General features: G+C 70.3%; 18 protein-coding genes. 10 read left to right on the top strand and 8 right to left on the bottom strand.

The features are described from left to right. Genes C8258_RS00655 through C8258_RS00645 form a run of 3 tightly spaced genes read left to right on the top strand, consistent with a single transcriptional unit; the run spans position 1 to position 2,724 of the window. The gene (locus tag C8258_RS00655) at positions 1-1,533 is read left to right on the top strand and encodes a 2-oxo acid dehydrogenase subunit E2 (protein WP_106953401.1); all 1,533 of its coding nucleotides are present in this window, start codon (positions 1-3) and stop codon (positions 1,531-1,533) included. 4 nt (positions 1,534-1,537) lie between these two features. Beyond that, positions 1,538-1,813 (top strand): phosphopantetheine-binding protein, encoded by a 276-nt coding sequence (locus tag C8258_RS00650; protein ID WP_106953400.1) that lies wholly within the window; start codon positions 1,538-1,540, stop codon positions 1,811-1,813. Then, positions 1,810-2,724: a ribose-phosphate pyrophosphokinase gene (locus tag C8258_RS00645; RefSeq protein WP_106953399.1), complete on the top strand. Its 915-nt coding sequence runs from the start codon at positions 1,810-1,812 to the stop codon at positions 2,722-2,724. Before C8258_RS00650 ends, C8258_RS00645 begins: the two co-directional genes overlap by 4 nt. A gap of 405 nt (positions 2,725-3,129) precedes the next feature. On the opposite strand, the gene C8258_RS00635 is transcribed toward C8258_RS00645, so the two are convergent. Further along, entirely contained in the window at positions 3,130-3,765 is a 636-nt protein-coding gene (locus C8258_RS00635) for an HPP family protein (protein ID WP_106953397.1), read from the bottom strand. 218 nt (positions 3,766-3,983) lie between these two features. Here C8258_RS00635 and C8258_RS00630 point away from each other — a divergent pair, with 218 nt between their 5' ends. Both C8258_RS00630 and C8258_RS00625 read left to right on the top strand, forming a co-directional pair. Then, entirely contained in the window at positions 3,984-4,910 is a 927-nt protein-coding gene (locus C8258_RS00630) for a universal stress protein (RefSeq protein WP_106953396.1), read from the top strand. A gap of 169 nt (positions 4,911-5,079) precedes the next feature. Then, positions 5,080-6,417, top strand: coding sequence for a wax ester/triacylglycerol synthase family O-acyltransferase (locus C8258_RS00625; RefSeq protein WP_106953395.1), 1,338 nt, complete (start codon positions 5,080-5,082; stop codon positions 6,415-6,417). A gap of 40 nt (positions 6,418-6,457) precedes the next feature. Here C8258_RS00625 and C8258_RS00620 read toward each other — a convergent pair whose 3' ends face one another. Beyond that, on the bottom strand, positions 6,458-9,181 hold the full coding sequence (locus C8258_RS00620; RefSeq protein ID WP_106953394.1) for a cation-transporting P-type ATPase: 2,724 nt from the start codon (positions 9,179-9,181) through the stop codon (positions 6,458-6,460). A gap of 187 nt (positions 9,182-9,368) precedes the next feature. On the opposite strand from C8258_RS00620, the gene C8258_RS00615 reads away from it, so the two are divergent. Continuing rightward, positions 9,369-10,319 carry a 1-phosphofructokinase family hexose kinase gene (locus C8258_RS00615; RefSeq protein ID WP_106953971.1) on the top strand — a complete coding sequence of 317 codons (951 nt, stop codon included), beginning with the start codon at positions 9,369-9,371 and terminating at the stop codon, positions 10,317-10,319. A gap of 12 nt (positions 10,320-10,331) precedes the next feature. Here the strand turns inward: C8258_RS00615 and C8258_RS00610 are convergent, their stop codons facing one another. The 5 genes from C8258_RS00610 to C8258_RS00590 all read right to left on the bottom strand — a co-directional run bounded on the left by C8258_RS00610 (position 10,332) and on the right by C8258_RS00590 (position 15,923). Continuing rightward, positions 10,332-10,826, bottom strand: coding sequence for a GNAT family N-acetyltransferase (locus C8258_RS00610; RefSeq protein WP_106953393.1), 495 nt, complete (start codon positions 10,824-10,826; stop codon positions 10,332-10,334). Continuing rightward, positions 10,823-12,286 (bottom strand): AAA family ATPase, encoded by a 1,464-nt coding sequence (locus C8258_RS00605; RefSeq protein WP_106953392.1) that lies wholly within the window; start codon positions 12,284-12,286, stop codon positions 10,823-10,825. Before C8258_RS00605 ends, C8258_RS00610 begins: the two co-directional genes overlap by 4 nt. Before the next feature lie 126 nt (positions 12,287-12,412). Then, on the bottom strand, positions 12,413-13,750 hold the full coding sequence (locus C8258_RS00600; protein ID WP_106953391.1) for a phosphoribosyltransferase family protein: 1,338 nt from the start codon (positions 13,748-13,750) through the stop codon (positions 12,413-12,415). A 179-nt stretch (positions 13,751-13,929) separates the two neighbouring features. Next, positions 13,930-14,766, bottom strand: coding sequence for a hypothetical protein (locus C8258_RS00595; RefSeq protein WP_233224799.1), 837 nt, complete (start codon positions 14,764-14,766; stop codon positions 13,930-13,932). 92 nt (positions 14,767-14,858) lie between these two features. After that, positions 14,859-15,923 carry a sodium:calcium antiporter gene (locus C8258_RS00590; protein ID WP_106953389.1) on the bottom strand — a complete coding sequence of 355 codons (1,065 nt, stop codon included), beginning with the start codon at positions 15,921-15,923 and terminating at the stop codon, positions 14,859-14,861. A 486-nt stretch (positions 15,924-16,409) separates the two neighbouring features. Between C8258_RS00590 and C8258_RS00585 the strand changes: the two genes are divergently transcribed. Next, positions 16,410-17,414: an alpha/beta hydrolase fold domain-containing protein gene (locus tag C8258_RS00585; protein ID WP_106953970.1), complete on the top strand. Its 1,005-nt coding sequence runs from the start codon at positions 16,410-16,412 to the stop codon at positions 17,412-17,414. Further along, on the top strand, positions 17,411-17,584 hold the full coding sequence (locus tag C8258_RS32425) for a hypothetical protein (protein ID WP_158271185.1): 174 nt from the start codon (positions 17,411-17,413) through the stop codon (positions 17,582-17,584). The genes C8258_RS00585 and C8258_RS32425 overlap by 4 nt, the downstream gene beginning before the upstream one ends. A 253-nt stretch (positions 17,585-17,837) precedes the next feature. Here C8258_RS32425 and C8258_RS00575 read toward each other — a convergent pair whose 3' ends face one another. Then, positions 17,838-18,467: a class I SAM-dependent methyltransferase gene (locus C8258_RS00575; protein ID WP_106953969.1), complete on the bottom strand. Its 630-nt coding sequence runs from the start codon at positions 18,465-18,467 to the stop codon at positions 17,838-17,840. A gap of 108 nt (positions 18,468-18,575) precedes the next feature. On the opposite strand from C8258_RS00575, the gene C8258_RS00570 reads away from it, so the two are divergent. Together C8258_RS00570 and C8258_RS33545 are read left to right on the top strand one after the other, a co-directional pair. Beyond that, a complete protein-coding gene (locus C8258_RS00570; protein WP_106953387.1) occupies positions 18,576-19,619 on the top strand; it encodes an alpha/beta fold hydrolase in 1,044 nt (347 codons plus the stop codon). Beyond that, positions 19,555-19,818 (top strand): SPW repeat protein, encoded by a 264-nt coding sequence (locus C8258_RS33545; protein ID WP_304598367.1) that lies wholly within the window; start codon positions 19,555-19,557, stop codon positions 19,816-19,818. Before C8258_RS00570 ends, C8258_RS33545 begins: the two co-directional genes overlap by 65 nt. The last annotated feature ends 116 nt before the right edge of the window (positions 19,819-19,934 follow it).

Genomic DNA, 19,934 nt, shown 5'->3' with positions numbered 1-19,934 from the left:
ATGACGGAATTCCGGATGCCGTCGCTGGGCGCCGACATGACCGAGGGCACCGTGACGCACTGGTTCGTTCACCCCGGCGACCCGGTGAAACGCGGGGACATCGTCGCGGAGGTCGACACCACCAAGGCCGCGATCGAGATCGAATGCTTCGACGACGGTGTCCTGGACGAGATCCGCGTACCCGAGGGACAGACCGTTCCGGTGGGAGCCGTGCTGGCGACGATCAGTGCCGGTGTACCGAGCAGTGGGAACGGGAAGGCGGAAACCGTGCCGGGGGTGCGCGTCGAACCGGTGCCGTCCGTCGCACCCTCGGATTCGGGCGGACGACCCGGATCCCTCGAACAACCGGCATCCGTAGCGCCCGAATCGACGGTATCCGCGGCACCGATCGCGGAACCCGCTCGGATGACACCCCTGATCCACCGGCTGGCGGAAGAGGCGGGACTGGATCCGGCGAGTGTGCACGGCTCCGGGCCGGGCGGCCGCGTCCTGCGGAGTGATATCGAAGCCGCTGTCGCACAGCAGAAATCCGCACGCTCACCCGCACCTGCACCCGCGCCTGCATCCGCGTCCACATCCCCACCAGCGCCCGCCGCGCCCGGGCTCACATCCGCATCCGAGGTGGCGGACGCTGCCGAACGGTCCGCCGCGCAGCCGGGCGTCGCGCGTGCCTCCGGTTTCGCGCGGCGGCTCGCCGAAGCGCGGGAGCTCGACCTGTCCGGCCTGTCCGGCAGCGGGCCGGCCGGCGCCGTGCGCGCCCGCGACCTTCCGGCCGAGGGTGTCCCCGCACCCGCTGCGGCCGAGCCGTCGGAGGACGAGACGGTTCGCGCGGAAACCGCCACGCCACCGCCGTCCCCAGGCGCACGCGACGCGGCCGCGATGCGCTCGGCGATCGCCGCGACGATGGAACGGTCCAAACGAACCGTCCCGCACTACTACCTGTCCGATGTCGTCGACGTCTCGGCCGCCGCCGACCTGCTGCGGGAGCGCAACGCCGGCGCTCCGCTCTCCGAGCGAATCGTGATGGCCGCCTTGTTGTTCCGTGCAGTCGCCGGGGCTGCCCGCCGGGTGCCGCAGCTCAACGGAGAGTGGATCGACGACGAGTTCCGTCCGGCGTCCGCGGTGCACCTCGGCGTCGTGGTGTCGCTGCGCGGCGGGGGCATCATCGTGCCGACGATTCCCGACGCCGACACCTTGGACGCGGCGGACATGATGGCCGCGATGCGGTCGGTGGTGGAGCGCGCCCGCTCCGGCCGGCTGCGCTCCTCGGACGCGACCGCGGCCACCATCACGGTCACCAACCTCGGCGATCTCGGCGTGGAGTCGGTATTCGGCGTGATCGCCGTGCCGCAGGTCGCGATCGTCGGGTTGGGCGCCGTCACCGATCGGCCGTGCGCTGTCGACGGTCTGCTCGGTGTGCGGCCGCAGGTGACCGTCACCCTCTCTGCCGATCATCGCGCCAGCGACGGCGCGACCGGCGCCCGATTCCTGCACACGGTCGCCGACCTGCTGCATCAACCCCAGGAGTTGTGAAGCCATGTCCACCACTGTTTCCCGGCAATCGGCCGACAGCGCGGTCCGCGCGGCACTGCGCGGATTCGCCACCGACGCCGAACTCACCGCACTCGGACCGGACGAGCCACTGCGCACCACCCTGGAACTGGATTCGCTGGATTTCCTGACCTTCGTCGAACGGCTGTCGGGTCTGCGCGAGGAGCCGATCGCCGAGGCCGACTATCCACGGCTGGCCACGATCCGCACCTGCGTCGACTTCCTCACCGGGAATCCCGAGACGGGTGCCGGGGCGCGATGAGCGCGCTGCGAATCATCCGCGGCAGCGCCAACCCGTCGCTGGCCGATGCCGTGGTCGCGCGGGTGGGCGGGCAATCGCCGGAGTGCTGCGACGCGCAGCCGACGACCGGCGGAGAACGGCGCGTGGTCGTGGCCGACGTCTCCGGTGACGATGTGTACATCGTGCAGCCGACATCGCCACCGGTCGGCGAGCACATGGTCGAGTTGCTGCTGCTGATCGACGCCTGCCGCCGCGCCGGCGCGGACCGGATCACCGCGGTGGTCCCGTACTTCGGCTATGCCCGTCAGGACCGCGGCACGGTGGCGGGCGAGGCGATCGGCGCCAGGGTGGCGGCCGAAGCCATCGCGCACGCGGGCGCCGACCGGCTGGTCGTGGTCGACCCGCACACGCCCGCACTCGAGGCGATCTGCCCCGTCCCGGTCGAGATCCTGACCGCGGTGCCGCTGCTCGCGAGCGAACTGGAGCCGGCCATGATCGGCCGGGGTGTGGTCGTCGCCCCCGACCTGGGCGCCGGTGAGCGCGCCGAACATTTCGCCGCCGCCCTGCGCGCATCGGTCGCGGTGGTGCGTAAGCACCGGATGAGCGATACGAGCGTGCGCGCACTGGATCTGCTCGGGGAGGTCACCGGATGCCCCGTCGCCCTCGTCGACGACATGATCTGCACCGGAGCGACGATCGAGGCGGCCGCCCACCTGGTGCGGTACCGGGCCGCCGACACGCTCGTGGCTGCGACCCACGGTCCCCTGACCGAGGGGGCGGCGGCGCGCTTGCACGAACTCGGACTGCGCCGGATCGTCGTGACCGACAGTGTCTTTCACGATGCGGACACCGGGAAGATCGAGGTGTGCTCGATCGCGCCGCTGCTCGGCGACACGATCATCCGGTTACACGAGGATCGCCGCCGCGGGTGACCGGCACGATCCGCCGCGCACGGCCCGTGCCGCGCCGGGCCAGAGCCGAAGGTCCCGAACGCCCGGGGACTCACGTCATCGAAAGGCGAGGCTCGCACCGGGCCGGACGTCCCGGACGGTGCTCCGAATGGGCACTTCCGGCGATGGCTTCCGATACTGCTCGGCGACTGTGATGTGGACCACAATAGAGGTGTCGAAGGAACCGGCGACGACGAGGTCGCCGCATCGGCAGGAGTCGGTCACAGCGAGGTGGCGTGATTCGTCGGGGATGATCATTCGGGGGTGATCGGCAGTATCGAATGCCGACCGGTTCGCGGCTCGCGACCGAGGTGAGCCGCGAACCGCGTCGATGGAGGCCGGTTTCACGCGCCGTGCAGCACGGCGATCACGGGACGGTCCCGTGGCTCACCCGATGGTCTCGTCTGCCTTGCGGTGCAGCCACTCCGACAGCGGCGCCGTCGCAGCGCCGGCGGCACCCGCGACGGGGCCGGGGCCGGGAACCGTTTCCGCGTGGGTGATCTCGTCGACGGTGAGCGCCAATGCCGTCACCGTCCGCTCCTCGGCAGCATCGGCGAATCCGCCGGAGATCACAGCGTGCCCGCCGTCGACGCGGATCGTCCACTGGCGGCGGCTGCCGGCGTAGTCGTCGAGCAGCGCGCGCACCTTCGCTTCCACCGCGGCGTCGTCGCGCATCAGGGTGCGCAGCAGATCCCGGCGTGCCACGATGCCGACCAGAACTCCCGCTTCGACGACCGGCATCGAACGCAACCGCCGGGTGAGCATGCGGGCGGCGACGGTCGCGAGGTCGGTCCCCGGCTCGATCACCTCCGCGGGGGTGGTCATCGACGCCCCGACGGTCGCGTCCGGACTCGGTGCCGAGAGCGCGTCGGATTCCGAGAGCATGCCGATGACGTGCCCGTCCTCGTCGACGACCGGAAGGGCCGCGAATCCGCGCTCGGTGAGCTGCGAAACTGCCTGGGGCAGAGGTGTTTCCGCGTGAACCGTGACCACGGGACGGCTGAGAATGTCGCGAGCGTACATGGCAGAACCTCCTGCATCGATCGTGGTTCGGGCGCGGAACACACACCAGGGACCGTCGGCTCACATCCCCGGACGAAGGTCCCGCATCGGGCGGGGCGAGGTCAGGACCGCGCGGCGCAGATGAGGACTTTCGGCCGCATCGCGGCATCGGCCCTCGTCTCTACCGTTGAGAACAACGGCCGAGCACCTCGCGGGTCGTCGCACGGAAGGAGGGCGCCATGACCCCCGATCCAGCCTCCGACATCCGACATTCCGCCGCGGCGGCGGTCGTGGTCGGCGTCGACGGTTCCGGGCACGCCGATCTCGCGGTGGACTGGGCCGCAGGTATGGCGGCGCAGCGCGGACGGGAACTGCGCATCGTGCACGCGCTGGACCTGAACCGGATCAAGCTCGGTATCGGCTCGCTCGATTCGCCCGCGGCCGCCATGCTTTCCGCAGCTCGTCAGCGCGGTGCGGTGCTGGTCGAACGGTCGGCGCAGCGGGTCCGGGCGGTGCTGCCGGGGCTGCGGATCTCGACCGAGGTCGTCGACCGTGATCCCGCCAGGGCGCTGGTGAATGCCAGTGTGTCGGCCTACGTGGTGGTGCTCGCGGCCCACGGCACGCACCGGCTGCCCGGCCACTTCGGGTCGACGATGTCGGCGGTGGCCGCCCATGCGGCCGGGCCGGTGCTGGTGGTACGGACCGATCCGCACGAGAAGGACCGCGTACACACCGAGGGCCCCGTCGTGGTCGGCGTCGACGGCGGGCCGGTCAGCGAGGCGGCCATCGGCGCCGCCTTCGAGGAAGCCGCCGAGCGCGGGGCCGAACTCGTCGCCGTGCACGTATGCCACGACGTCTACTACGGGCAGTTCGCCGATGATCCGCACATTCTGTATTCGGCTCGCGAGGTCGAGGTGCGCGAACGTGCCGTGCTGGCCGAACGGCTGGCCGGCTGGCAGGAGAAGTATCCGGAGGTCGCCGTGACGCGTCGGGTGTCGCTGGCCGATCCCGGTGCGGTGCTGCTGGAGTCGTCGAAATCCGCGCAACTGCTGGTGGTCGGGTGTCGCGGCCGGGGCGCGGTGCTCGGCGCGCTGGTCGGCTCCACGTCCCATGCCCTGGTGCAGCACGCCTGGTGCCCGGTCCTGGTCGTCCATCCGCACCCGTGACGCGGCTCGCGCCACCGGTTGTTCTCGCCAGAGCAGCACTGCCCGCGGGGTGCCGCCTTTCGTCACTCACGGCGGCTACCTTCGCATCTGCCGGTGCCATGACGGACCGCGCGAGACTGAACCCACCAGCTCGGCAGAACGCCGGCATGTTTCGGAACGGGCCACCACCATGAGCGAATTCGGACCGCTGGACACGGGCTTCATGGAGCTGGAAGACAGCGACCGCCACGTCAACATCGCCATCGCCGCGATCGCGATCGTCGCCGGGCCGGTGCCCAGCCGGGAACGGTTCGAGGAGACCGTGACCCGCTCGCTGGGCCGGAACCAGCGCTTGCGCCAGCGGATGCGGCGCACACCGCTGGACATCACGGCGCCCAGCTGGGAGGACGACCCGGACTTCCGATTGTCACGCCACGTCCGGTGGACGGCGCTGCCCGGCCCCCGCGACGAGCACGCGCTACGCGAACTGGTGGGCGAGGAGCTCGCCCGCCGCCTCGATCGCGAACATCCGCTCTGGCAGGTCGTCGTGGTCGACAATCTCGCCGAGGACCGGTGGGCGGTGATCGTCAAGGCGCACCACAGCATGGTCGACGGGATCGCCGGCATCACGGTGTTCGAAAGTCTCTGCGACGAGGAGCCGGAGTCGCCGTCCGAGCTGCCGGTGCCGCCGCCGGACACCACCGTGAGTCTGCGGGCCACGGCACGGACCGTGATCCGATTGCCGTACACCGTCTCCCGTTTCGCCGTCAGCACGGCACGCACGCTGGTGCCGGTACTGCGCGATACCGTGGTCCCCACGCCGACGTCGTCGCTCAACGGCCCGCTGGGCCGCCGGCGCCGGTATGCGGTGGCGCGGACCTCGCTGGCGCAGCTGCACGAGGTCGGTGCCGCGTTCGACGCGACGGTCAACGACGTCGCGGTGTCCGCCCTGGCCGGGGCGTATCGACGCCTCCTGAGCGCGCGGGGCGAAGAACCGCAGGCGGATTCGGTGCGGATCGTGATACCGGTGTCGATGCGCGCGGCCGAGGCGAAATACGCGATGGACAACCGGGTTTCGGTCGTCATCGCCGCCTTGCCGGTCGATGTCGCCGATCCGGTACACCGCCTGCAGACGGTGCACGAGCGCATCGCCCGCCATCGGGCGCGTGGCGAGGCGGAGGCGGAGGCGTCGCTGCTGACGCTGGCCGGCCGGCTTCCCGCCGGTGTGGCGGCGTGGGCTTTCCGGCTGGCCACCCGATTCCCGCAACGCGGCATCAGCGCGCTCGCGACCAACGTCCCCGGACCTCGTCACCGGCTGAGCATCGCGGGCGCCGAGGTCGAGCAGGTCTGGCCCGGTATCCCGGTGGCCATGCGGCTGCGCACCACGGTCGCGATGCTGAGCTACGCCGGTCAGTTCACCTTCGGAATCACCGGCGACTACGACACCACCCCCGATATCGAGCTGATCCCCGCGGCGGTCACCGACGAGATCGAGACGCTGCTGGCCCGCGCCCGCGCCACCGCCTGAAGCCGCCGCACATTCCTCGACAGGGCAAGCGCACGACGACTCAGGCGCCTCGGCGGCGCAACACCCACCGATACACCTCGTCACAACCCCAGACGATGAACGGGAACGGGACGACGAACGCGATCATCCACGGCGCGAGTGCCGCGGTGCCGAGGGCGTCCTGCAGCGGCGGCACATAGACCACCGCGGCGGTCAGCGCCAGCTCGAAACCGATGCCCCACAACAGCATCGGATTCGAGAACACGCCGATCGACCACAGTGACGCGCGTTCGGTGCGGGCCGCGAAGGCGGTGCCGATCTGGCCCGCGACCATGCCGACGAACAACATCGTCACGGCCTGCCGATGCGCGTAGTCGAATTCGGTGCCCGGACCGGTGGTGTCGCCGAGGTGCCAGCCCGCCGACAGCAGGACGACGAAGAATCCGGCCAGAGCCAGCACGGCGCATACGAGTCCCAGAAACAGCCAGGCACGCAACAACATCCGGCGCCGAATCACCGGTTCGCCGCGAGGCCGCGGCGGCCGTCGCATGATGCCGGGCTCCGCGCGTTCGCGGCCCAACGCGAGGGCGGGAAGCGTCTCGGTGCCCACGTCGAAGGTGAGCAGCAACGGCACCGTCAGCGGAACGGGCACCGCGCCGCCGGACAGCGCGAACACCAGGAACGGCAGCACCTCGGGAGTGGCGTGGGCGAAGATGTAGAAAATGAACTTGCGGATGTTGTCGTAGACCCGCCGTCCGGACTCGACCGCCGCGGCGATCGTGGCGAAATCGTCGTCGGTGAGCACCATCGTGGACGCCTCCCGGGCGACGTCGGTACCGCTGCGGCCCATGGCGATTCCGATGTCCGCGCGCCGCAGGGCGGGTGCGTCGTTGGCGCCGTCGCCGGTCATGGCCACCACGTGCCCGGTCTCGCGCAAGGCGTCGGCGATGCGCAGTTTGGCCTCGGGGGAGGACCGGGCGAAGATCACCTCGTCGGCACCGGCAAGAAGTTCGTCCAGCTGGGCCTCGCTCATGGCGTCGAGTTCGGGTCCCGTGACGATGGCCGGGGCGCCGTGCACGATACCGACCTGGCGGGCGACGGCGGCGGCGGTCGCCCCGTGATCGCCGGTGATGACGACGATCCGGATTCCCGCGGTGCGGCAGCGGGCGACGGCCTCGGGGACCTCCCGGCGTGGCGGATCGACGATGCTGACGACCGCCAGCAGGGTGAGATCGGATTCGGCCGCGGCGGGTGTCGCTGGATCCGGGCGGCCCGTGGGTAGCGGCCGGTCGGCGACGGCGAGCATCCGGTACCCGTCGTGAGCCCGCGCGTCGACGGTCGCGAGAACGTCGGCGCGCCGCCGCTCGGTCAGCGGGCGGCTGGTTCCGTCCGGCGCCACCTCCGCCGTGCACAGCGGGACGACGGTCTCCGGCGCCCCCTTCACGTGGACGGTGTGCACACCGTCGGCGTCGTCGAGGGTGGACATGCGTTTGCGCACCGAGTCGAAAGCGAACTGCCGCAAGCGATGTCCGTCCGTGGCGGCCGGATCGAGGGCCGCCGCCGCGGCGAGGACGGCGATATCGGTCGCATCGCCGGCGAGCCCGCCGGTCGGCGACGGATGGGCGTTGTTGCACAGTGTCATCGCCCGTGCCGCCCGGCGCACCGGTTCCGCCGCCTCGGCGGCGGCGAAGGGGTCGGTGTCACCGGCGCTGGTGGCGACGGTGATCACCCGCATCCGGTTCTCGGTCAGTGTTCCGGTCTTGTCGGTGCAGATCACGTCCGTGGATCCCAGCGTCTCCACCGCCGAGAGCCGTTTGACTACCGCGCCGCGGGCCGCAAGCTGACGCACCCCGATGGCCAGGGCCAGGGTGATCACCGGCAGCAGACCCTCGGGCACGTTGCCGACCAGCAGCCCGACCGCGAAGATCACCGCGTCGAGGAACGGCAGCCCGGCGCCGAAGATCGCCAGCGGAATGAACGCCGCGCCGAGCAGTACCGAGATCGCCGCGATCAGCCACGCCACCCGCCGCACCTGATGTTCGAGCGGACTCTCCTCGGTGCGCACCCGCTCCGACAGTGAGGCGATCCGGCCCAGTTCGGTGCGCATACCGGTGGCGAACACGACCGCGGACGCCTCGCCCTGGGTGCACGCCGTGCCGCTGAAGATCACATCGGTGGCCTGCAGTAGCGGCACGGTGGAATCGACCGGCCCGGCGCCGCGGTGGACCGGCACCGATTCACCGGTCAGCGCCGACATATCCACTTCGACCGTGCCCTCGAGCAGGCGGGCATCGGCCGAGATCTTGTCCCCTTCGCAGACGATCAGCACATCGCCCGGCACCAGGTCGGCGGTGTCGATGCTTCGGCGCGACCCGTCGCGAACAACGGTGGCGTGCAACGGAATGAACGCGGCCAATGCCTCGACGGCATGTTCGGCGTGGCGTTCCTGAACGAAGGCGAAGACGGCGTTGAGCATGATCACCGACAGAATCGCGATCGCCACCGCTTCGATGCCGACGGAGAACGCCAGCGCCGCCGCGGCCCACAGCAGCAGCGCGAGTGGGTGGGTGAACTGGCGCAACAGCTGTCGCGGCCATTGCCGGGTGCCCCGGCGCCGCAGTGTGTTGGGCCCCGCGTGAATCAGCCGGCGTTGCGCCTCGCGAGTGGGCAGGCCGTCGCGGGAGCTGCGCAGATCCCGCAAAAGCAGGTCCAGCGGTTCGGTGGCTTCGACCTGAGCGGGCACCTCGGCCGCGCGGTCGGTATCCGGAGAGACGGAGCCGAGCACGGTCGATCAGCCCGGTCGTGCGGTGCTGCGGACCATGATGCCTCCCTCCGGCAGCGGCCGGGTTCGGTGACGTTCCTCGTCTTCGACTGTAGGAGAAGCGCTCGCGCCGGACACGGGACTTCGGTCACCACCGGGGCCGACCGGAATGCCCTACTCGGCGGTCCGCCGATCCCGTGAGATGGATCGTATGCCGATCGTCACGCTCACGATGAATCCCGCGATCGATAGTGCCGCTCGCACCGAGCGGGTCCTGCCGACCGACAAGATGCGCTGTAGCGCACCGCGATTCGACCCGGGCGGCGGCGGTATCAACGTGGCTCGCACGGTGGCGGCGCTCGGTGAGCCCGTCACCGCGATCTATCCCGCGGGCGGGCACACCGGTGTGTTCCTCGAGCAATTGGTGCGGGCGGCGGGTGTCCCCTCCCATGCCGTGGCGACCGCCGAGCCGAGCCGGGAGAATCTGGCCGTGTTCGCCGACGACACCGGGGAGCAGTACCGATTCGTCTTCCCGGGACCGCGGCTGACACCGGCCGAACAGCACCGCTGCCTGGCGGCGGTGGAGCATTACGCGGCCGGAGCGGATTACGTGGTCGCCAGCGGCAGCCTCCCGCCCGGGGTCGAATCCGATTTCTATCAGATTCTCGCCGATGTGGCTGCGGCACAGGGTGTTCCGATGATCCTCGACACCTCCGGCGCCGCGCTGCGGGCGATCCGGCGTGGAGTCTTCCTGATCAAGCCGAGTGTGCGGGAGCTCGCGCAGCTGGTCGGTCGTGCGCTGCCCGATCGCGACGCGCAGGCCGCCGCGGCGCGCGAACTCGTGAACGCCTCGGTCGCCGAGGTCGTCGTCGTCTCGCTCGGCGCCGAGGGGGTTTTGGCGGTCACTGCCGAGCGATCGCAATGGTTTGCGCCGATACCGGTGCCGGTGCGCAGCGGGATCGGCGCGGGGGACGCGATGGTCGGCGGTATCGCCGTCGGCTCGGCGCGGGGCTACGGGCTCGACGACGCGATCCGGTTGGGTATCGCCGCGGCGACCGCTGCCCTGACCACCTCGGGAACCGCGCCCGGGCTGCGCTCCCGGATCGAGCAGCTGTACGAGGAGCAGACGCGGGCCGCGGCGCCGGTAGCCGAAATCGGGTGACCAGCCGGCCGCCTATGGTTTTCCGAGCCGCAGGACGACGTGGACGACGTCGTCGTCGCGATGGGCCGACATCGGCAGGTCGATGTCCATCAGGAGCTGCATCATCTTCGAATTCGTGGCCATGATGTCGCCCGCGAGCCGGCTGATGCCGTGCCGGCGGGCGTCCTCGGCCAGCCGCGTGAGCAGCGCGGTGCCGATGCCGGACTGCTGGTCCTCGTGGGCCACGACCATGGCCACCTCGGCGCAGTCGGTGTCGGGCAGCACGACGTAGTTCGCCACGCCGATCAGACGATTCTCGGTGAACGCGCCGAAAGCGCAGTGCTTCGGGTCGTTCATGGACATCGCGGCGGCCAGATGTTCGAGATGTTTCGGCCGCGCGCCGAAGAAGCGGTAGTAGCCGTCGCGTTGAGTCATCGTCGCGTGCAGATCCCGGACCGCATCGACGTCGGCGGGGGTGAGGCGGCGATAGGTAATGTCGGTGAGGTCGACGGTCGGCTCCGCGGTCATGAGTACTTCCCCTCGTCGATATGCCGATAACCGCGCAGCGCGGCCTCGGTGGTCTCGTCCACCGGTGCGGTGGTGTCCAGTACCACCGCACCGGGCCACGGGTCGCGATCCGCGGCCATGGCCGCCGCGACGGTGGGTGTGGCGTCGGATTCGGATCCGGTGCGCGCCGCGATGCGCGCCGCGGCCACGGATGCCGGTGCGCTACAACAGAGTTCGATGAGATCGGTGCAGGTGTCGGCGGCGAGCCGAGACGCGCGCCGTCGTTGCGTATCGTCGATCCAGCTGGCGTCCAGAACGACCGAACGGCCGGCGGCGAGCAGGGTCTGCGCCTCGGCGCACATCACCGCGTAGACGTGGTCGCGCGCGGCGGGAGCGTAGGCGCCGTGGTCGTATTCGCCGGTCGCGCCGTCCAGGACGCCTTCGGCGCGCGCGACGGCGCGAATGTGGTCGCTGGACAACAGGATCGCGCCGGTCGCCGCGGCCAGGCGGCGGGCGATCGTCGACTTGCCGGTGCCCGGCAGGCCACCGACCAGCACCAGGCGCACCGCGCCGGCGGCGAGGTGTCGCAGGGCGACCTCGACGTGCCGCACCGCACCCGTCGCCGCTCGCCGTTCCCCCTGCTCGTACCGCACGCAGTCGACCTTCGCGCGCACCGCCGCCCGATAGGCGATGTAGTGGTGGTACAGCGAGTCCGGCGCCGGGTCGCCGGTCGCTTCGAGGTAGTCCTCGACGACGGCACGGCCGAGGTCCGGGTACCCGAGGCGCTCCAGATCCATGGCCAGAAAGCAGATGTCGTCGAGCCGATCGACGTGGCGGAGTTCGTCGTCGAAGTCGAGGCAGTCGATGACCCGCACGCCGTCGTCGGTGACGAAGATGTCGTCGGCGCGCAGATCGCCGTGGCCGTCGACGATGCGCCCGGTGGCGATGCGTTTGTCGAACAACGCCTTCCGTCCGTCGAGGTAGCGCATCGCCAGTTCGGTCAGCTCCCGCACCGCAGCCGGTTCGATCGGGGGATGGGTCATCCCGGACAGCAACGACTTCCAGCGCTCCCGAACCGCCGGCACCGTCGCCGCGCGATCGATCGCCGGCCCGGTCGGCGCCCGGTCGTGCCAGGCGGCCACATCGCGAACCAGTACCGACAGGATGTCGCGGGCGACGGCCGGATCGTCGAGGCGCCGCGACAACCGGGCGGCATCGGGGAGCCGGCGCATCAGCAGCACAGGTTCGTCCGCATCCCGCGTCGGATCGGACAGGTGCCCGATGCCGAGGTACACATCGGGAGCGAACCGCCGATTGAGCTCGAGTTCGCGGCGGCACGCGGCTTCGCGCGCGGCCCGCGTGGAGAAGTCGAGAAAGTCGGTCCGCACCGGTTTCTTGATCTTGTAGGCCCGGTCGCCGAACAGCATCACCACCGCCGAATGCGTTTCGGCGAGCGCGGCGAAGGGATCGGTGGTCTCCATCGGTACCAGCGTCGCCGATGACCGGAGAATTCGTGATGGACCAAAGTCACCGGAATGTGGACCATGCGGCCCGTGGTGTGTCGATGTGTTCGATGCCGGTCGCGCAGGGGACGCCGGAACGCCCGGTCATGGCCGTGCGCGGCCGGTCGCCGACCCGCGGAAATGGGTGCGGAACCAGTCGCGGGCCAGGTCGGCCACGGCGGCCAGCGCGCCGGGCTCGGCGAACAGGTGGGTGGCGCCGGGCACGATCTCGAGGCGTGTCTCGCACGCCATCGCTCGCTGGGCGAACCGGTTCAGTTCGATCACCGCCGGGTCGTTCCCGCCCACGATCAACAGGGTCGGCGCTCGCACGGCGGTCAGGAAGAGGTCGGCGAGGTCGGGCCGACCGCCGCGGGAGACGACGGCGGCGATCTTCAGTTCCGGATCGGCGGCCGCCCGCAGCGCGGCCGCGGCCCCGGTGCTGGCGCCGAAGTACCCGATCGGGAGGCCGTCGGCGTAGTGCATCCCGGCGAGCCACCGCGTGACACCTGCCAGCCGATTCGCCAGCAGACCGATGGCGAAGACGTTGGCGCGCTCGAATTCTTCGGCGGGGGTGAGCAGGTCGAACAGCAGCGTGCCGAGTCCGGCCTGTTGCAGAGAGGTGGCGACGAATCGGTTGCGTGGACTGTGCCTGCTGCTGCCGCTGCCGTGGGCGAAGACGACCATGCCGGTCGCGGCTTCCGGAACCATCAGGTGGCCGTTCAGTTCTGCCTCCCCGACGGTGATGGTGACGTCGTCGTCGACCAGCGGCGGATCGCCGGACGTGGCCACTCGGGGGCGTTCGCGGGCGGCGAGGGCCGCCCGGGCGAGCAGATCGACGACTTCGTCGTCGCTCGTCTGTCCGAAGTGCCGGTACCACTGGCCGACCGCGTCGAAGAGCAGTGGTGTTTTCAGGCAGACGATGTCGTCGGCTTCCGGCCGCAGCGAGGCCAGCGCCTCGCGTGCGGCGACGGGAGTGGCCAGGACGATACGGGCGGCGCCGCGGGCACGGGCCACGCGGCAGGCGGCGCGGGCGGTGGCCCCCGTCGCGATGCCGTCGTCGACCAGCACCACGGTCCGGCCATGCAGCGACGGTCCGTCGCGCCCCTGCCGGTACGTGTCCACCCGGCGCGCCAGTTCCGCGCGTTCGTGCTGCTGCACCGCGTCGATGTCGTCCTCGGACAGCCCGGTGCGGCGCACGACCAGCGTGTTGAGTACGCGGGTGTCGTCCTCACCGATCGCGCCGAAGGCGAGTTCGGGCTGATAGGGGACGCCCAGCTTGCGGATCACCAGGACGTCCAGCGGTGCGCGCAATGCCCGTGCCACTTCGAAGGCGACCGGTACTCCGCCGCGCGGCAGGCCCAGTACGACGACATCGGTGTCACGCAGGGCGATCAGACGCGTCGCGAGCCGGCTACCCGCGTCGACGCGATCACGAAACACCATCGAATACCTCCTGCCCGGCACTTACGAACCCCGCGGCCGGCACGGCATGCGGCGTGCACACCGGTTCTCATACGGCCACTATCCGCGTTCGACGGCTGCGCCGAATCGTGCCGAAGGCTCCGATGCGTGGGACGTTGGTCAGTTTCTGTTGTCCGCGTTCGCACGGCGAGCGATCCCGCTCAGGGGCGGGGGAGGGTGCCGATGGGGGTGCGCTCGGGCATCGCGGTATGTGCGGCGCGGGCCAGCGGTCGCATCAGCTCGGCGAGCCGTTCGGTCGACGCGGCCCCGACCGCCCGCCACGGTCGCGCGGCCAAATCATCTGTGCGCCTTTCGATCTCGCCGAATTCCGCGCGACCGGACGCGGTGGGCCGGCCGTCGGTGTCGAGCCAGCCTCGCTCGGTGAGGCCCGCGAGCGCGCGATCCCACTGCTCGTCGTCCCAGCCGCGAGCCGGTTGCAGAACGTCGCGCACGGAATCGGTGGCGGCGCGCCAGGCCAGACTCTGACATCCGGTCAGTCCGGCGGTCGTCAGCGCCGCGACATGGCCGTCACCCCGATGCTCGCGCAGCACCGTGCAGGCCTGCCACAGGATCGACAGTGGATCGTCGGGCCAGGCCAGGTCGGCATTGGCGGCGGCAAGCGGTTTCCCTTCGAGCTCGACCGCTGTGGCGGCGCGCCGGGCCAGTCCGGCCGCCTCGGCATACTCGTCGTCGCTCCCGCCGAGCCGCAGCAGCGCCGCGCGGGCGCCGGCGGAGCGGGCCGCGAGGACGCGCTGCGGCGTCGCCTGCTCCCACACCCCCGGCAGCGCCCGGGCCACCATGGCGGGGGAGAAGCCGAAGAAGGTCGCTGTCACGACGCCGGGTCCGACCGGCCCGAACGGCGCCGAGCGACCGCCGAAGTATCCGCGCCAGAAGCCGCGCAGACCCGCCTGCTCGAATGCGGTCCGGCATTCCGGGGCGAAATAGGTCACCGCGTGGATCGGCTCGAACAACGTCCACATCTCGCGTGCTGAAATCACCCGCACCCCTTGTCTGTTCGCATCCTCCGGCAAGTGGATCACCTCGATCCTAGGCATCCGGGGTACCCCGCCGCCGCGCCACCGAGCCGCCGTCAGGTCGGGATGAGCGCGAGGCCCACGAGGCCGATGATGTACACGATCAGCACGGTCAGCGAATCCGGGCCCATCCGCAACCATTGGCGACGCGGGCGAAACACCAGGCCGGTCATGTAGACGAGGGTGAGTACGCCGCCGAGGGCAGTCAGATAGATGTCGGTGTTGTGGGCTCGAGGGAGCACCGACGAGCCCGAGAGCAGTGTCGCGAGCAGGAACAGGACGGGCAGGAACGCGTTTCCGCCGAAGATGTCGCTGACGGCGAGTTTGTAATCGCCCATCCGTGTGGAGGTCAGTCCGGTCGACAGTTCCGGCAGTGAGGTCGCCGCGGCCAGGACCGTCGCGCCGAACACCACTCCCGACATCCCCCAGCGGCCGAACAGCTCCTCACCGCTGGGCTCGATGTACACCCCCGCCACCAGGGTGACCACGGCGGCCACGGCGAAGATCAGCACCGTCCGGCCGGTGCCGATCCCGCGGCGGGTGGCATGGTCCTCTTTCGTGGCCGTGGAGTGCCCGGCCGGTTGATCCTGGCCGCCGGGCGCGTCGCCGGCCTCGTGCCACGGCAGGCTGCGTCCCGCGCGGCGCAACAGCAGCAAACCGAGTGCCCACAGCAGCGCGATGAGGACGACTCCCGGCGTCATCCGCCAGGCGATGACGTCGGACGGCATCTGGGTGGACATCACGACGACCAGCAGCAACACCACCACCAGCGCGCCTTCCAACAGCAGCGTCAGCGAGGCGGCCAGATAGGTCAGCGGCGCGCGCGGGCGCACACCGGCGGCGTCGAGAGCGACGAGGACGACGGTTTGCAGCGCGATACCGCCGAGGATGTTGCCGACCGCCACGTCGAGTTGGTGTGCGGCCGCCGCACTGGCGGTGATCGCGATTTCGGGCAGATTGGTGGCGATTGCCAGCAGCAGGACCCCGCCGAGCGCCTCGCCGAGGTGCCAGCGCTGCGACAACACGTCGGTGGCGTCGGAGAGTTTCACACCGGCCATCCAGATGGCCGCGGCGCAGGCCAGGAAGATCAGCAGGAGTAACGGGGAAGACAGTGAGCTCATGATGGCGCAGTCATAGCCGGGCTGCGCAGGATTCAAACTGTGCTCATCCGCCACACGGGCCACGGCTCGGCGAGTGCTGTAGCCCAGCTCACACCGTGGGCGCGAAGCGTCCGCGAGCGTGCGCCGGTGTATCGAAAAGTGCTGTACGAGAAGTTGTTTCGCGCGAAACGCAGAAACGGGTGCGCTGCCGGTGTAGCGCGGCCGTGAGCGGGTAGCCGCCGGAAGTGCGTAATCGACGGGGGCGGTGGCAGCCGGCGGTGAGACGCCGCTTCGCCGAACCGGCCACCGAGATATGAACCGAGGAGGACTGATGCGGACGGTGACGTCCATGCCGCAGCAGATCACCGTGGACGAACAGGTGCACCGAAACCCGGACCCGCGTCACCTGTACCCCGACCGACTTCTACGTCCACGCCGAACTCGACGGATTCGAGGGCGGACAGCGAATGTTCTCGCGGAACTGGAAGAGGGTGATTCCCCGTGACCATGTGCGACCTGGAACCGGTAGGACCGGTGAATCACGCGAAACCGAGCCTGCGCAGCCGCATGCTGATCGCCGGCATGCGAATGACGCACGCGGACAAGACCTTTGCCGACCCGCAAGCGCTGCGGGAGAGTATCCGCAAGAGCCAGCGGCCCGACCGGGACCGCCCGCCGGCCGAATTGCACACCCACTACTGGGTGACGCGCCGGAACATGCGGGGCCGGCCCGTGTACACCATCAGGCCGCTCGAGGGCGGCACCTCCCGCCATGTGCTCTACCTGCACGGCGGCGCCTACGTCCACCAGATCCAGCACGACCACTGGAAATTCCTGGCCCGCCTGGTCGACCGGACCGGGTGCACGGTCACCGTGCCGCTCTATCCGCTGGCCCCCGCGCACCACGGTGACGACACTGTGGCGATGGTGCGGGCCGTACACGACGAGGTCTTCGCGCACACCGCGTCGGAGAACAAGGTGTTCATGGGGGATTCCGCCGGTGCCGCGCTGGCGCTGGTGCTGGCGCGCGAGCTCGGCGCGACGGAGGCGGTGACGCCCAAGGAGGTCGTGATGATCTCCCCGTGGCTCGATGTCACCATGACCGATCCCATGGCTCGGGCTCTCGATCCGTGCGATCCCTATCTCGGCGTCGCGGGACTGGCCGAGGCCGGTCGCCTGTACGCCGGCGAGCTCGACCGGCGCGATCCGATGATCAGTCCGCTGAATGCGCCCGCCGCGACGCCCGGGCGACTCAGCCTGTTCATCGGCACCCGCGACATCCTGCTGGCCGATTCCCGGCGCTTCCGGGCGCGGTGCGTGCGTGAGGGTGTCGACCTCGGTTACTTCGAATATCCGGGAATGTTTCACGCGTGGCATCTCTCGGATGTGCCCGAGGCCCGCCACGCGCTGCGCCGGCTGGTGCGGCTCGTGCAACGCCCAGCGCCCTCGACGGACACCGGGGAATCGATGTACGCGCCGACGGGGGACGTTTCGAAAAGAGGAAGCTTGTGAGTACTGCCGATATCTTCGTGCTCGGTCTCGACGACGGAAATCTGCGCACCCTCGAACTGATTCCGGATGCGCAGCGATACCGATTCCACCCGTTGCTCGGAATCGAGGAAACCCAGGAGGGTGAGATTCCGGAATCGAGGACCTGCTGCACAAAGTGGAGGACACCCTGAAGGGCTTCGACGGGGATATCGCGGCCGTCGTCGGTTACTGGGATTTTCCGGTGACCGCCCTGGTTCCGATGTTGTGTGAGCGATTCGGATTGCCCAGTGCCGATCTCGAGGCGGTGGTCAATTCCGAAGTTCGGGATCGTCGACCTCGACGGCCGACAGTGAAGTCGATCTGGTCGCCAAATACGAACGCTGCGTCGACGCCTTGCATTTCGAATTCGACGACGTCGACGACGAGGCGGGCTAGGCGCAGCACTCACCGTCGGCGCGCGGTGCCGACGACCAGGGGCACGATGGTCGGCATCATCGTCGGCATCCGGGTGCGCGCGATGTCCTCGATAGCGAAATCCGCTGCCGCGAGCAGGCTTTCGAAGTCGCGATTGGCGTGGCAGCCGTCCGCGAGGCGTCGTTGCAGCGGTGTCAGCACGTCCTGGACGCCGGCGCGCAGGCCGGTGCCGCGGACGTGTTCGTGGAACAGGAAGCGGCCGCCGGGGCGCAGCACGCGATGCACCTCGCGCAGCGCCCGGGCCGGGTCGCGCACCGAGCAGAACACCAGCGACGCCGTGACGGTATCGAAACTGGCCGCCGGGAAATCCAGCCGGTGCGCGTCGCCGTCCACGACGGTGACGGGCACGGTGAGGCTGTCGGCGCGTGCCGTCAATCGGGCGCGCAGTGCCGGATTCGGTTCGAGCAGGACGAGTTCGTCCAGGCCGTCCGGGTAATGCGAGACGGACAGTCCGTCGCCGGCCCCGATTTCGAGGGTGCGACCGGAGGCGTGGGAGAGCTGGGCCCGGCGCAGATCGGCCTGTCCGGCACGTTCGACGCGGGACATGAAGCCCGGATACCAGCTGGCGAAGAAGCGTTGGCCGAGAGTTGCGGTGGTCATGGGAACGAGTGTGGCGGGCGGCGGCACTTCGCGTCATGGCCCGTTCGGGCCATAATCGATGCCGGATGATGCGCCGGCCTCGACGGCCGCCGCGCGAGAGGTGGCAGCATGGTGCGCGCCGAGGAGCAGGTGGTCCACCGGGTGCGGACCGTCGGCGGCGAGGTCGCCTGTTCGGTGGTCGGCAGCGGTCCCGCACTGCTGATCGGCGGCTGGTGGTGCAGCCACCTGATCCTCAACTGGAAGGATCCGCTGTTCCGGGCCTTCATGTCCCGGCTGGCGACTCGGTTCACCGTCATCCGATACGACCAGCCCGGGCGCGGCATGTCCGCGACCGCGGCGCCGGTCGATCCGGACGGCGAAATCGCGGTGACCGCGGACATCGTCGATGCGCTGGGGTTCGAGCGCGTCGCGGTGCTGGGCGCGTCGTCGGGCTCGGCGGTCGCCGCCGGACTCGCGGCCCGGCTGCCCCGCCGGGTCCATCGGCTCGTCCTCTACGGATCGTTCGCCCGCGGCGCGGACATCGCGCCGGAGGGAGCGCGTCGCGCGCTGGTGGATGCGATCTCCGCACACTGGGGCCTGGGCTCCCGATTGCTGGCCGATGTCTTCGTCCCCGGCGCCGAGAGCGCCGAACGCGAACGGTTCGCCCGCTTCCAGCGGCTGTCCGCGACGGCCGAGCAGGCCGCGCAATCATTGTCCGCCACATACGAACTCGACGCCACCGAATACCTGGCGGCCGTCACCGTCCCGACCACCGTGCTGCACCGCAAGGACGATCGCGCGGTGCCGTTCGCCCTCGGTGTCGACGTCGCCCGCCGCGTGCGCCGCGCGACCTTCGTCGAACTGTACGGCGAGGACCATTTCCCGTGGCGCGGGGACGCGACCGCCGTCGCCGACGCGATCCTGCGCGGGCTGGGATATCCGGTGCGATCCCAGCCGTTGCCGCCGGGCCCCGAGGCGGTGACCGATCGCGAGCGCGAGATTCTGCGCCTGGTGGCCGAGGGGCTGACCGACGCGCAGATCGGCGAGCGGCTGACCTTGAGTCCCCATACCGTGCACCGGCACGTCGCGAACGCGCGCACCAAGCTCGGTGTCCGCTCCCGCGCCGCCGCCTCGGCGGCCATCCGAACCGATCGCCCCGACCGCACCTCCTGATCCCGCCGCGCGCCCGGGTTCATCCGGCGTCTGGCAGATCATCGGCCCCTGGGTGGTGGGAGAACGCCCCACAGGCGTGCTCTGGACCAATGTGGTGATGGGTGCGATCGTCACCGTTCTGGGCCTGGCCGCAGCCGGGTTGCTGGTGACCACGGCCGTCAGTGACCGGCGACCGCACGCCGCGGCGGCCCACCATTGAGTCGCGACAGCGCCGGGTCGCCGGAGCGTGAACCGCTTCCGTCGGCACGGTGCGCGTATAAGGATCGGCGAGCGGGGTAGTCGCCGCCACGACGGCAACTGTCCCGCCTCGTCTCC

Origin of the sequence: Nocardia sp. MDA0666 (assembly GCF_003023875.1) — a bacterium.
GTDB lineage: Bacteria > Actinomycetota > Actinomycetes > Mycobacteriales > Mycobacteriaceae > Nocardia > Nocardia aobensis.
The sequence above is the reverse complement of the archived record's forward strand: the minus strand, read 5'-3'. Positions and strand labels throughout refer to the sequence as shown.